This is a genomic window from Streptosporangium sp. NPDC005286 (genome assembly GCF_040607515.1).
In the GTDB taxonomy this organism is placed as follows: domain Bacteria; phylum Actinomycetota; class Actinomycetes; order Streptosporangiales; family Streptosporangiaceae; genus Streptosporangium.
In genome coordinates this window covers 23,129-36,778 of the sequence record NZ_JBEXGU010000054.1, presented here as the reverse complement: position 1 = coordinate 36,778, position 13,650 = coordinate 23,129, and the positions used below count along the sequence as shown (strand labels likewise).

Here is a 13,650-nt window from a genome sequence, read left to right as displayed (position 1 = left end):
CATGCCAACTATAAGATCACGTTTCATGATCATGAATCTCCCCGTACCGGACGGACCGTCGGCTTGGCCGTGGCGTGGGGCTCCGGGCGTCGCGGCGCCGGACGGGAGGTTACCCGCGGTTGCCCGCTGACACGGTGGGTCTCGGTGAGCTAGGAATGATGTCACTGAACGAGACGCTCGCCGACCGGTTCGGAACGTGAAGGAATTCGGGATTGTCGATGCTTTTGCCGTTGGGTCAACGGATTTACCGTGGCGCCGGACCCGATGAAACCGCCAGTTTTCCACGAATAGCAGGCCGCCCGCTCCGCCCTCTCACCACAGCCCCGTCGAGAACGACCCCTGTCTGAGAATTCCATGAAGTGGGGGAGTGGTTCACTCTGCCGCTGCGCAGGACCCGGGTCGTCAGACTAAACGAGGATGTAGTAAATGCTGGCATCGCAGCATCGCAGCGTACTTGATGTCCTGAAGGGATTGCTCGCCGAGAGCAGCGCGGGAAACGGCCGGTTGGTGCTGGTCAGCGGGGGACTGGCAAGCGGGAAGACCGAGTTGCTGCACGAGTTCTCGCGGGTCGCGGCCACCTCCGGCGCGTTGCTGCTCAGCGCCACCGGCTCCCTGGGGGAGAACACCCTGCAGGCGGGCATGATCGACCAGTTGTTCCACGGCGCGGGGCTGCCGCCGGAGGTCTCGGACCAGGTGTCACGGCTGATCCGGCGGCACACCGTGACGACCGGCGCCACCCGGCACGCCGAGGCCGAGGTCGTCCGCGAGATCGGCGATGTCCTGCTGGAGCTGTCCAGGGAGCGCCCGGTGGTCGTCGGCGTCGACGCCGTTCATCTGGTGGACGGCCTCTCACTCCGGCTGCTGCTCTATCTGTGCCGCAGGATAAGCTCCGCCCGCATTCTGCTGATCATGAACGAGTGGGATCTGCCGCAGTCCACGATCCCGTCCTTCTCCGCCGAGGTCACCCGAGGGTTCCACCACCGGATCTGGCTGACCCCGCTGTCGGTCGGTGACATCGCCGAGGTGCTGCCCCCGACAATGGATCCGGTTGCCGCCGTCGCGCTCCAGCGGCTGAGCGGTGGGAACCCGATGCTGGTCAACGCCCTGATCGAGGACCATCGTGCCGACCCCGACGACCCGATCGCCGCCGGGGCTGCGTACGCCCGGGCGGTGATGGCGTGCCTGCACCGGTGGGAGCCGGAGCTGCTCTGGGTGGCCCGGGCCCTGGCGGTTCTGGGGGAACCGGGCTCGGCCGGGCTGACCGGCGGCCTGGCGAAGATCAATCCGAAGGCCGCCGAGCGGGCGGTGGAGGTCCTGACCGAGGCGGGCCTACTGGCCGGCGGCTGGTTCCGGCACCCGGTGGCCGCCGCGGCGGTGCTGGACGGCATCGGTGCCGAGGAGCGTTCGGGCCTGCACGTCCGCGCGGCCGTGCTGCTGTACCAGCGCGGCATGTCCACCACGAAGATCGCGGGGCATTTCGTCGCCGCGGACCGGGCGCCGGAGGACTGGGCGACCGGGGTGCTGCGGGACGCGGCCGAGCAGGCGCTGGCCGGCAATGAGGTGGCCGTGGCCGTGCAGTGCCTGGAGCTGGCCCTGCGGTCCGTCCGCGACGAGGGCGAGCGTCTGGCGATAACGAAGGTGCTGGTCCGGGCGCTGTGGCGGGTCAACCCCTCGGCGGCCGCGCTGCATCTGCCGCTGCTGCGGGAGGCCCTGGAGAAGGGATGCCTGTTCGGCCAGGACGCGGCGGCCGTGGTGCGGCACTCGCTGTGGAACGGTGACGTGCAGACGGCGTCGAGGGCGATGGAGGCGCTGACCGCGACCCCCGATCTGCTGAACGTGCAGACCGCCGCCGAGCTGCACCTCACCTACCAGTGGTTCTACGGGACGTCGCGGGGTCCGCACGGGAGGTTCGACACCGCCTCCGCCTGGGGCGACGAGGCCCGCAGGATGACCTCGATCTGGACGCACGGCGACGGCGAGGTGGCGCTGGTGAGCGCCGAGAACATCCTGCAGAGCTGCCGGCTCGGCGAGACCACCCTGGAGGTGGTGGCCATCGCGGTACTGACCCTGATGTACGGGGGCAGGACGGAGCGGGCCACTCACTGGTGTGACGAGCTGATCGACGAGGCGGTCCGCAGCGGCGCGCTCACCTGGCAGGCCGTGCTCGGTGCGGTCCGGGCCGAGATCGCGTTCCGGCAGGGGGAGGTGGTGGTCGCCGCGGCCAAGGCGCAGGCCGCCCTGGAGCTGATGCAGGCGCAGAGCTGGGGCATCCTGATCGGCTACCCGAGGTCGACGCTGCTGCTGGCCCACACGGCGATGGGGCAGTACGAGGAGGGGGCCGAGCTGCTGCAGCAGCGGGTGCCCGACGAGATGTTCGCGACTCTGATCGGCCTGCGGTACCTGCACGCGCGCGGTCACTACTACCTGGCCACCGATCGGGTGCTCGCCGCGATCAGCGACTTCCAGACCTGCGGCAGGCTCATGCAGGACTGGGAACTCGACCGGCCGATGGTGGTTCCCTGGCGCAGCAACCTGGCCGAGGCGAACCTCCGGCTCAGCCGCTGGGGGGTGGCCCGCGACCTGGTGACGGAGCAGATGGAGCGGCTCAAGCCCATCGACCTGCGGACCCGGGGCGTCTCCCTGCTGATCCTGGCCGCCGCCAGCGGGCTCGCGCAGCGTACCGAGCTGCTGCGCGAGGCGGCGGAGTGCCTGCGAACGGCGGGCGACCGGCTGCTGCTGTCCCGGGCGCTGGCCGATCTGGGCGCGGCCCTGCAGCAGCTCGGGGAGGCCGACGAGGCCAAGCCGCTGATCTGCCGGGCGATGCGGGAGGCCGAGATCTGCCACTCCGGCGTGATGCCCCTGCGGCTCAGCAAGAGCTGGACCACCGGCCCCGTTCTGCCGGACGCGGGGGAGCCCGCCGAGGACCCGAACCCGCTGGGGCTCAGCGACTCGGAGTGCAGGGTGGCGGAGCTGGCCGCGCTCGGGCACACCAACCGGGAGATAAGCCGGACGCTGCACATCACGGTGAGCACCGTCGAACAGCATCTGACCCGCGTCTACCGGAAGTTGGGAGTGAAGAGCCGGGCCGATCTGCCCCCGGTTCTCACGCCCCCCGACCGGCGGGCGTCCGCCGGCCCGCCCGAGGCGGGATCGAGAGCCAAGCCGAGCATGCGGGGAATCGCACAGTGAACAGTTTCCCAATCCCAGGAGTCACCTATGCCAGTCACGTCGTCGTGCCGGATCTGCTCGGGCACGGTTCGCGAGTTCCTCGATTTCGGAAGGCAGCCGCTCTCCGACGCCTTCGTGACGCCTGAGGACTTCGAGGAGGAGTTCTTCTTCACCCTCGCCGTGGGGATCTGTGAATCGTGCACGATGGTGCAGCTCATGGAGGAGGTGCCGCGCGACCGCATGTTCCACGAGAGCTATCCGTACCTCTCCTCGGGGTCGGCCGTCATGCGCGAGCACTTCCAGGCGATCGCCAAGCGTTTCCTGGCCGTCGAGCTCACCGGGCCCGACCCGTTCGTCGTCGAACTCGGCTCGAACGACGGCACCATGCTCCAGGTGATCGCCGAATCGGGCGTCCGCCACCTGGGAGTGGAGCCGTCCGGCGGGGTGGCGGACCTGGCCGCGGCCAAGGGCATCCGGGTGCGCAAGGACTTCTTCGAGGAGGCGACCGCGTCCGGCATCCTCGCCGCCGACGGACCGGCCGACGTCATCTACGCCGCCAACACCCTGTGCCACATCCCGTACATGGAGTCGATCCTGCGCGGTGTCGACAGGTTGCTGGCGCCCGGCGGGGTCTTCGTGTTCGAGGACCCGTACTTCGCCGACATCCTGGAGCGCACCTCGTTCGACCAGATCTACGACGAGCACTTCTTCTTCTTCACGGTCCGCTCGGTACAGGAGATGGCGCGGCGGTTCGGGTTCGAACTCGTCGACGCGGAGCGGCTCTCCGTGCACGGCGGCGAGGTCCGCTACACCCTGGCGCGTCCGGGAGCGAGGCAGCCGACCCGGGCGGTGACCGACCTGCTGGCCGAGGAGAGCGCGGCCGGGGTCACCGAGCCGGCGACGCTCGAGGGCTTCGCCTCCCGGGTCGGGCACATCCGCGAGCGACTGCCGGCGCTGCTGGGCGAGCTGCGCGACAAGGGGGAGCGGGTCGTCGGGTACGGCGCCACCGCCAAGAGCGCGACGGTGACGAACTACTGCGGCATCGGCCCCGAGCTGGTCCCCTTCGTCTGCGACACGACCGCGGGCAAGCAGGGCAGGCTCACGCCGGGGGCGCACATCCCGGTACGGAGCCCCGAGGCGTTCTCCGACCCCTACCCGGAGTACGCGCTGCTCTTCGCCTGGAACCACGCGCAGGAGATCATGGAGAAGGAGAAGGAGTTCCGCGAGGCGGGCGGCAAGTGGATCCTCTACGTTCCCGAGGTGCGCGTTGTCTGACCAGCCGCTGGTCGTGGTCCTGGGCGCCTCCGGTTTCGTGGGCTCCGCCCTCGTGACGGAGCTGGCCGGGCGGGATGTCCGGCTGAGGCTGGTGGCGCGGAGGCCCGCCGTGGTCCCCCCGGGCCACGCGGCCGAGGCCGAGGTCCGTACCGCGGACCTCACCGGCGCGGGCCAGGTCGCCGAGGCGATCGCCGGCGCCGACGTGGTGGTCAACCTGCTGCTCTACACCGGCGGCGGGACCTGGCGGGCGGCGGAGGACGAGTCGCCGGGCGAGCGGGTGAACGTCGGCGTGGTACGCGACATCGTCGCGGCCATCCGGGCGGAACGCCGGGACGGCCCACCCCCCGTGGTCCTCTTTCCAGGCTCGACCTCCCAGGTCGGCCCGAGGCCGGAGGCCAGGATCGACGGCACCGAGCCGGACGCCCCGGTGACCGCCTACGACCGGCAGAAACTGGCCGCCGAGCGGGAGCTGAAGGCCGCCACGGCGGAGGGCCTGCTGCGCGGGGTCACGCTCCGGCTCGGCACGGTGTTCGGCGGCCGGGTCTCCCCGACCGCCACCGACCGGGGGGTGGTGACCACCATGGTGCGCCGCGCGCTGGCGGGTGAGCCGCTGACCGTGTGGAACGACGGGACGGCCGAGCGCGACCTGCTCTACGTCGGGGACGTGGCCGGCGCCTTCCTGGCCGCGCTCGACCACGCCGACTCCCTCGCGGGCCGGCACTGGCTCATCGGCACCGGCGGCGGCCGGAGCGTGCGAGACATCTTCACGACCGTCGCCGCGACCGTGGCCGCCAGGACGGGGGCGCCCGCGGTCCCGGTCGTCTCGGTGCCGGCGCCGCCGGACGCCACCGGAATGGACTTCCACAGCGTCGTCGCCGACCCGGCCGCCTTCCGCGCGGTCACCGGATGGCAGGCCCGGGTGCCGTTCCGCGAGGCGCTGGAGCGCACCGTCTCCTCGCTGATCCGCGGTGACGAGGTGCCGCTCTGAGGCGTTTCGGGCGACCCCTATCTTGCTCGCGGGCGACCCCTACCTTGTTGACCCCGCACCGGCGGTCTGAGCATGCTGGACCGCGTTCCGTGACCGTCCGTCATCCTCGACCGATTGGCGACTGTTGTGACCGAACACCCCCCGGCGGCGCGGCCGTAATGAAATCCCGCGCGCTCGCCGTCACCGGCGCTTTCGAATTCACTCCCGAGGTGTTTCCCGACGAGCGGGGCCTCTTCGTCTCCCCGTTCCAGGAGGCGGCGTTCGTCGAGGCGGTCGGGCACCCGCTCTTCCCGGTCGCGCAGACCAGCCAGAGCGCCTCGGTGCGCGGCGTGCTCCGCGGGATCCACTTCACCCTCGCCCCGCCGGGGACCGCCAAGTACGTGCACTGCGCGCGGGGAAGCGCGCTGGACATCGTCGTCGATCTCCGGGTCGGCTCCCCGACGTTCGGGGAGTGGGACCAGGTGGTGCTGACCGGTGAGAGCTTCCGCTCGGTGTACTTCCCGCCGGGGCTCGGCCACGCCTTCGTCGCGCTCGAGGACGACACCGTGATGTCCTACCTGCTCTCGCAGCGGTACCGGAAGGAGAACGAGCTCGCGCTCTCGGCCCTCGACCCGGAGATCGGGCTGCGGCTGCCCGAGGACCTGGCGCCGATCCAGTCGGAGCGGGACCGGGAGGCGCCCACCCTGGCGAAGGCGCGGGCGCTGGACATACTGCCCGACTACAAGGAGTGCCTGCGGATCGAGGAGACCTTCCGGCAGGCGTGACGGCGGCGTGCGGGAGCCGGTCGCGGCTCGGGGGAACTCCCGAGCCGCGGCCGTCGGAAGATGAAATTTCGTATCAAAGGAGCCAGCATGGCCGTACCCTCTCGGCGGCAGACTCGTTCACCGTTGCAGGTGCGGCTCGCGGAATCCGTGCTCTCCCCGGGTGGGTGGTTCGCGACACTCGACGAGTTCCACCGATGGCTGGCCGAGACGGCGAGCCGTACGTACATGAACGTGCGGAAGGTGCCGTTGCACGGGCTGTCCGGTTGGGAGGTGGACCGGCACACCGGGAACATCCGGCATCGGACCGGAAAGTTCTTCAGCGTCGAGGGTCTGGACGTCCACGTTCCCGGCCGGACGGTCTCCCACTGGTCCCAGCCGATCATCAACCAGCCGGAGATCGGCATCCTGGGCATCCTGGTCAAGGAGATCGACGGGATCCCGCACTGCCTCATGCAGGCCAAGCACGAACCGGGCAACCACAACGGCCTGCAGCTCTCTCCCACCGTGCAGGCCACCCGGAGCAACTACACCCGGGTGCACCAGGGCAGGCCGGTCCCCTATCTCGACCACTTCCTCGACACCTCGGGCCACGAGGTGATCGCGGACATCCGCCAGTCCGAGCAGGGCGCCTGGTTCTACCGGAAGCGCAACCGGAACATGATCGTTGAGATCACCGGGGAGATCGAGGTCGCCGAGGGCTTCTGCTGGCTGACCCTCGGCCAGTTGCACACCCTGATGTCGGTGCCGGATCTGGTGAACATGGACGCGCGGACCGTGCTGGCCTGCATGCCGTTCTCCGGAGCCGGGCTGACATCGGCCCTGACGGCGGCGCTTTCGATGGAGCCGGGCGACGGTTTCCGCGCCGCGCTCGTCCGCTCCTGCGATCCGGGCGAGGCCGGCCCGCACACCATGGGGGAGGTGCTGAGCTGGATCACCGACATGCGCACCAGGACCGACCCGCAGGTCAGGCTGATCCCCCTCGACGAGGTGCGGGGATGGCGGCGGACGGACGAGCTGATCTCCCACGAGACCGGCCGCTACTTCGACGTCGTCGGGGTGAGCGTGGAGGCGGGCGGGCGCGAGGTCGGCCACTGGGACCAGCCCATGATCGAACCTTCCGGGACCGGGGTCATCGCGTTCCTGGTCGGAGAGATCGGCGGAGTGCTGCACGCCCTGGTGCACGCGCGGGTCGAGCCGGGCTACGCCGATGTGGTGGAGCTGGGGCCGACCGTGCAGTGCACCCCGGAGAGCTACGACCACCTGCCCGCCGGGGCACGCCCGCCCTTCCTGGACGAGGTGCTGGGGGCCGGCCCCGAGCGCGTCCGGTTCGAGACGATCCTGTCGGAGGAGGGCGGGCGTTTCCACCGCGCCCGCAACCGCTATCTCATCGTGCACACCGACGAGGCCGCCGGGATCGACCACCCCGAGTACCGCTGGCTGAGCGTGTCCCAGCTCGGAGAGCTGCTGCGGCACAGCTTCTATCTCAACATCCAGGCGCGCAGCCTGCTGTTCTGCCTGACCACCCTGACTACAACGCCGCCAGCACCTCTCGCAGCGCGCTGATCACCCTGTCCTGGACGTCGCCGGGCAGTGACGGGTACATCGGCAGCGAGAAGATCTCACCGGCCAGCTCCTCGGTGACGGGCAGGCTGCCCCTGCCGTAGCCGAGGTGGGCGAACCCGGTCATGGTGTGGACCGGCCACGGGTAGCTGATGTTCAGCTGGATGTCGTACGCCTTCAGCGCCTCGATGATGTCGTCGCGGCGGGGGTGGCGCACCACGTAGACGTAGTAGACGTGGTCGTTGCCCTCGGCGAGCGCGGGAAGGACGAGTTCGGTGTCGCCGAGGCCGTCGGCGTAACGGGCCGCCACGGCTCGCCGGTCGGCGATGTACCGGTCGAGCCGGCGCAGCTTGCGCCGGAGGATCTCGGCCTGCAGCTCGTCCAGCCTGCTGTTGTGGCCGGGGGTCTCGACGACGTAGTAGGTCTTCTCCATGCCGTAGTAGCGCAGCCTGCGCAGGTTCCGCTCGACCTCGTCGTCGGAGGTGAGCGTCGCGCCGCCGTCCCCGTAGGCGCCGAGCACCTTGGTCGGGTAGAAGGAGAACCCGGCCGCCTTCCCCATCGATCCCGCGACGCGCCCGTGGTGGCGGGCGCCGTGCGCCTGCGCGCAGTCCTCGAAGATCATCAGGTCGTGCCTGGCCGCGAGCCGCTCCAGCGGCTCCATCTCGACGCACTGGCCGTACAGGTGGACCGGCAGCAGGCACCGGGTCCGCTCGGTGATGGCGGCCTCCACCTGGGTGGTGTCCATCAGGTAGTCATCCCGGCGCACGTCCACGAAGACCGGGGTCGCGCCGACGGCGTCGATCGCGACCACCGTCGGCGCCGCGGTGTTGGAGACCGTGATCACCTCGTCGCCGAGGCCGACCCCCAGGGCCTGCAACCCCAGCTTGATCGCGTTGGTGCCGTTGTCGACGCCGACGCAGTGCCCCACCCCGTGGTAGCCGGCGAACTCCGCCTCGAAGGAGCGGACGCTCTCGCCGAGGACCAGTTGCCCTGACCGGAACACCGTCTCGACGGCGTCCATGATGTCCTTCTGCTCGCTGTCGTATTCCCGCAGATAGTCCCAGACACGCGTGGTCATGGCAGCCCCTTTCTCGAAAGCTCGGCCCAGCATAATGACCGGCGGGAATCGGGGGGAGCCCCTGTGTCCAGGCGGAAACCGGCACCCCGGGAGGTGGCCGGCGGCGGTCTCGGAATGGCTAGGGGTAACCCCTAACACTTCACCCGGTACCCCAGTCTCCATCGCCGTTCGTTGCGGATGAATGGCGGCCCGGCTAGGGTGGCGCTCTTTTTCCGTTATCGCGTTGTGAACTCGATCCCGGGCGTGCGCGCCTGTGGAAGACGGTTAGGGGTGTTGCCCTAAATAGGCCCTAACTAGCATTGCCGGAAGATCGTAGTGACTGATTTGTCGCCGATGGGCTAGTTTTTTTGTCGCGAAATCAGTGCTTATCAGGTCAGAAATCCCAGAGAGACAGGATTCTCCCAGATGGCGAAACATTTCCTCTTCCTGGTTCATCCCGACCATGGCCACGTGATCCCCAACCTGGCCGTGGTGACGGAGCTGGTCCGCAGAGGAAACCGCGTCTCCTATCTGACCGGAGACATGATGGTGGGCATCGTGGAGGAGGCCGGCGCCACCGCGCTGCGCTACGACTCGAAGTACCGGGACTCGGACTTCCTGAACCTGGCGCGCGACCCGCTCTACCTGCTCTCGGTCCTGCTCGACGAGAGCGCGGACATGCTGGCGGCCCTGGAGTCCTACCCGGCCGACGACCTCCCCGACATGATCGTCTACGACACCTCCATCCTCTACGCGGGGCGCATCCTGGCCAGGAAGTGGAACCGGCCCGCGACCCAGCTCATCCCGATGTTCGCGTCGAACGCGAACTTCTCGTACCTGAACGCGATCTACAACTCCGACGGGGCCGAGCAGTCCATGCCGAACTGGGTGGACGACATGTTCGCCCGGATCAGCGCCCTGTCCAGTGCGCACGGGGTCGACGTCCCGCCCGCGGAGCTGTGGTGGGAGATCCAGGACTTCAGCATCATCAACATGCCGCGGTCCTTCCAGTACGTCGGTGACAGCTTCGACGAGCGGTTCGCGTTCGTGGGGCCGTGCCTGGGCGAGCGGAACTTCCTGGGCGAGTGGCAGCCGCCGGCCAGCGGGCTTCCGGTCGCGCTCGTCTCGTTCGGCGCGGTCTTCAACGAGTATCCGGACTTCTTCCAGATGTGCGTACGGACCTTCACCGGCGTTCCGTGGCACGTGGTGATCACGGTCGCGGACGGAATGGACCCCGCGGACCTGGGCCCGCTGCCCCCCAACATCGAGGCGCATCGGTGGATGCCGCACTACAAGGTGCTCCAGCACGCCTCGGTGGCCGTCACCCACGGGGGCATGGGCACCGTGATGGAGGCGCTGCACTCCGGCTGCCCGATGGTGGTCGTCCCGACGTCGTCCATCGACGCGGTGGCCGCCCGGCGGATCGAGGAGCTGAACCTCGGCCGGTCCATCCCGCCGGAGGAGGTCACCGGGGAACTGCTGCTCCAGGCGGTGCTGGAGGTGGCGGGCAGCGAGGTCATCCAGCGGTGCACGGGGGAGATGCAGAAGGATCTGCATGCCTCGGGCGGCACCCTTCGGGCCGCCGACGAGCTTGAGAAGTACCTGATGCGGATCCAGTGATGGACGGACGACTCGAGTTTCGGATCATGGGGCCGCTCGGGGTGTTCAGGAAGGGCGAGGAGCTTCGGATCGGCGGCCCCCGGGAGCGCGCGATCCTGGCCAGCCTGGTGCTGAACGCGGGCCGCGTCGTCGGGGTGGACCGGCTGATCGAGGCGGTGTGGGGCGGGCACGCCCCGCAGAGCGCCCGTGGGCAGATCGCCATCTGCGTGTCGCGGCTGCGCAGGGCGCTGGGGGACCGGGCGGACGACATCATGACGTCGAGCCCCGGCTACCTGCTCAGGGCGGCCCCCGAGCAGATCGACAGGCTCCGCTTCGACGACCTCGTGGCGCGGGCGCGCCGGCAGGCCGCCGGGGGCGATCGGGAGGGTGCGATCGCCATGCTGCGGGACGCGCTCTCCCTGTGGCGGGGAACCCCGTTCGAGGACATCCACAGCATGCGCTACGACGCGGCCCGGCTGCGGGAGTCGCGGCTGGAGGCGATCGAGGCCTGCCTGGAGCTGGAGCTGGAGCTCGGCAACCACCTCAAGGTGATCGCGGAACTGGTTCCCGTGGTGGAGGAGCACCCGCTCAGGGAGCGCGCCCGGGCGCAGCTGATGCTGGCCCAGTACCGCTCGGGGCGCCGCGCCGAGTCACTGCGGACCTACCAGGAGGGCCGGCGGCACCTGGTGGAACAGGTCGGGCTCGAACCCGGCCCGGAGCTGAGGCGGCTGCACGACCAGATCCTGCGGGACGAGTCCGCGCTGATGGAGGTGTCGGGGGTGCGGCGGGCCGAGGAGTTCGTCATCCCCTCCCAGCTCCCCCCGCAGGCCCTGCCGTTCACCGGGCGCACCGCGGAGCTCGCCGTCCTGGACGACGCGCTCCGCTTCTCCCCGGAGACGACCGGGCCGGGAACGGTGGTCGTGACGGGTCTGGGCGGCTTCGGAAAGACCGCGCTGGCCCTGCGGTGGGCGCACCGCAGGATCGCCCAGTTCCCCGACGGGCAGCTCTTCGCCGACCTGCAGGGGGACGAGGGCGCGGCGGCCCTGACCCCCGGTGTCGTCGCCGGCCGTTTCCTGCGCGCGCTCGGCGTGGCCGGCCACGCCATCCCCGAGGATCTCAGCGAGAAGCTGGCCCTGTACCGCAGCAGGACGGCGCGCCGGCGGCTGCTCGTCGTGCTGGACAACGCCCGCGACAGCGCCCAGGTCATCCCACTGCTGCCGGGCGGCGCGCACTGCCGGGTGATCGTCACGAGCCGGGATCCGCTCGACGAGTTCGTGGCCCGCCAGGGCGCGCACCGGGAGTTCGTCCGGCCGCTGGGCTTCGAGGAGTCCAGGGCACTGGCGGTCATGCTGGTCGGCACCGCCAGGATGGAGGCCGAGCCGCAGGCGATGACCAGGCTCGCGGCTAGTTCCTCGGGGTGCCCGCTGACCCTGCGGATGGCGGCGGCGCGGCTCTGCTCGGGGTCCTACCGGGGATCGGCCGACGAGCTCGCCGGCCACGACGGCTACAACCTCGCCAGGATGGTGCCCAGGGCGCCGGTCAGCGCGTTCGCCGACGCCTCCGCGCCGGGGGAGCGCCAGCCGACGTGACCGTCGGGGCGGATGAGTACGGCTCCGGCGGTGCCCACGCCGAACTCCTCCGCCCACGTCGGTGAGGTGAGCTCCGTCGAGCCGTCGGCGGAGATCTCCAGGGCGGTGACGGCGACCCCGGTGTCCTGGGCCGCCTGCTTGGCGGCCTGCGCCCAGCCGGTGCCCGCGGGCGTCATCAGGGTGAACGAGCTGCCCAGCAGGTCCAAGGTGGAGACCTGACCACCCCGCCGCGACAGCCAGACGTGGGGCATGCGGTGGCCGGGGCGGGCGGTCGGCAGGTAGGTCCGGTAGGGGTCGGCGGGTTCGGGGGCGGGCGTCCCGTCCGCGACGACGGCGGCGGAGTCGTAGTGGAAGCCGAGCACCAGGCCCTCCGAGCTGCGCCGGCCCGCCTGCTGGTCGATCGACTCCTGCATGGTCAGGCGGCCCTCCATCATCTGGAAGGTGATGAGCGCGTTGTTCAGGCTCTCGGTGACCGTACGGTCGGAGATCGGGCGCCGCTCGGGCGTGTAGGTGTCGAGAAGGCCGGCCCCCGCGGTGCCCCGGAGCACGGCGGCGAGCTTCCAGCCGAGGTTGTGCGCGTCCTGGATGCCGCAGTTCATGCCGAACCCGCCCTGCGGGGTGGCCACGTGCGCCGCGTCCCCCGCGAGGAAGACCTGGCCGCTGCGGAACTCGTCGGCGACCACGGCCTGCTGGAGCCAGGGCATGATGCCCACGATGTTCACCGCCAGGTCGGGGATGCCCGCTGCGGACCGCACCGCCGCGACGCAGACCTCCTCGGTGAAGTCGTCGGGGCTGCCGCCGTGCGCCGGGTCGTACCCGGTCTGGATCATCCACCGGCGCTGGTTGTCCACCGCCTCCACCGCGCACGGCGGGTTGCTGAGCAGGAAGTAGAGCGCGGCCTGGCGATCACGGAGCAGCGGCCCCAGGTCGGCGTCGAACATGACGCTGATCATGTTGCCCAGCGGGGGAGGGCCGGTCATGGCGATGCCGAGCGCGTCCCTCGTGGTGCTCCGGCCGCCGTCGGCGGCCACCAGGTAGCGGGCGCGGACTCCGCGGCGGACCCCCGCGGACTCGATCACCGCCTCGACGCCGTCCGGGGTCTTCCGCATCTCCGTCATGGTCGTGTCGAAACGGACGTCGGCGCCCGGCTGCGCCTCGGCGAGCGCGCGCAGGATCACCTCGAAACGGTCCTGGGCGCAGATGTAGGTGTAGGTCGGGCTCTGCGGGGCGTCCTCGTGCAGCGGCGCGACCGCCCGCAGGAAGTCGTCATCGGTCAGCGACGTTCCGACGCCCACCGCCAGGGTCTCCTCGCGGGGCAGTCCGGCGCGTTCGACCTCGTCCTGGATTCCCCACGCCCTGACCAGTTCCATGGTCCTGGTCGAGATGAGCCGGGCCTTGGGAAAGAGGGAGGTTTTCTGGTGCCTCTCGACGAGCAACGAGGATATCCCGTACCTCGAAAGCTCGATCGAGGCGGACAGGCCGACCGGGCCGCCTCCGACAATCAACACCTCGACATCGAGCTCGTCCATGGGCGTCAGCGTTTCGTACCGCTGTTATCAGCGTCAATAGCCGGATATCCGGATGATATCGGGCTGAAAACCGGCTTCAGTAGCCTCTCCCTTTGTAAGCGGACGATCAGGTCGGCTCCCT

9 protein-coding genes are annotated in these 13,650 nt (G+C 70.1%); 7 read left to right on the top strand and 2 right to left on the bottom strand.

Going from position 1 to position 13,650, the window contains the following annotated elements:
* The first annotated feature begins 426 nt into the window (after positions 1-426).
* The 5 genes from ABZU75_RS20980 to ABZU75_RS20960 all read left to right on the top strand — a co-directional run bounded on the left by ABZU75_RS20980 (position 427) and on the right by ABZU75_RS20960 (position 7,758).
* Positions 427-3,189 (top strand): LuxR C-terminal-related transcriptional regulator, encoded by a 2,763-nt coding sequence (locus ABZU75_RS20980; RefSeq protein ID WP_355556569.1) that lies wholly within the window; start codon positions 427-429, stop codon positions 3,187-3,189.
* A gap of 27 nt (positions 3,190-3,216) precedes the next feature.
* Positions 3,217-4,443 carry a class I SAM-dependent methyltransferase gene (locus tag ABZU75_RS20975; RefSeq protein WP_355556566.1) on the top strand — a complete coding sequence of 409 codons (1,227 nt, stop codon included), beginning with the start codon at positions 3,217-3,219 and terminating at the stop codon, positions 4,441-4,443.
* Positions 4,436-5,431 (top strand): NAD-dependent epimerase/dehydratase family protein, encoded by a 996-nt coding sequence (locus tag ABZU75_RS20970; RefSeq protein WP_355556563.1) that lies wholly within the window; start codon positions 4,436-4,438, stop codon positions 5,429-5,431. Before ABZU75_RS20975 ends, ABZU75_RS20970 begins: the two co-directional genes overlap by 8 nt.
* Positions 5,432-5,589: 158 nt before the next feature.
* A complete protein-coding gene (gene rfbC / locus ABZU75_RS20965; protein WP_355556560.1) occupies positions 5,590-6,195 on the top strand; it encodes a dTDP-4-dehydrorhamnose 3,5-epimerase in 606 nt (201 codons plus the stop codon).
* Positions 6,196-6,282: 87 nt separating this feature from the next.
* Positions 6,283-7,758 carry an NDP-hexose 2,3-dehydratase family protein gene (locus ABZU75_RS20960; protein WP_355556557.1) on the top strand — a complete coding sequence of 492 codons (1,476 nt, stop codon included), beginning with the start codon at positions 6,283-6,285 and terminating at the stop codon, positions 7,756-7,758.
* Here ABZU75_RS20960 and ABZU75_RS20955 read toward each other — a convergent pair.
* On the bottom strand, positions 7,724-8,833 hold the full coding sequence (locus ABZU75_RS20955) for a DegT/DnrJ/EryC1/StrS family aminotransferase (protein ID WP_355556554.1): 1,110 nt from the start codon (positions 8,831-8,833) through the stop codon (positions 7,724-7,726). The genes ABZU75_RS20960 and ABZU75_RS20955 overlap by 35 nt on opposite strands.
* A gap of 405 nt (positions 8,834-9,238) precedes the next feature.
* Between ABZU75_RS20955 and ABZU75_RS20950 the strand changes: the two genes are divergently transcribed.
* Together ABZU75_RS20950 and ABZU75_RS20945 are read left to right on the top strand one after the other, a co-directional pair.
* Positions 9,239-10,432, top strand: a complete 1,194-nt coding sequence (locus tag ABZU75_RS20950; RefSeq protein WP_350915277.1) for a macrolide family glycosyltransferase — start codon at positions 9,239-9,241, stop codon at positions 10,430-10,432.
* Positions 10,432-12,000 carry a BTAD domain-containing putative transcriptional regulator gene (locus ABZU75_RS20945; protein WP_355556549.1) on the top strand — a complete coding sequence of 523 codons (1,569 nt, stop codon included), beginning with the start codon at positions 10,432-10,434 and terminating at the stop codon, positions 11,998-12,000. The genes ABZU75_RS20950 and ABZU75_RS20945 overlap by 1 nt, the downstream gene beginning before the upstream one ends.
* Here ABZU75_RS20945 and ABZU75_RS20940 read toward each other — a convergent pair.
* Positions 11,916-13,529, bottom strand: coding sequence for an FAD-dependent monooxygenase (locus tag ABZU75_RS20940; protein WP_355556546.1), 1,614 nt, complete (start codon positions 13,527-13,529; stop codon positions 11,916-11,918). The genes ABZU75_RS20945 and ABZU75_RS20940 overlap by 85 nt on opposite strands.
* Between the last annotated feature and the right edge of the window lie 121 nt (positions 13,530-13,650).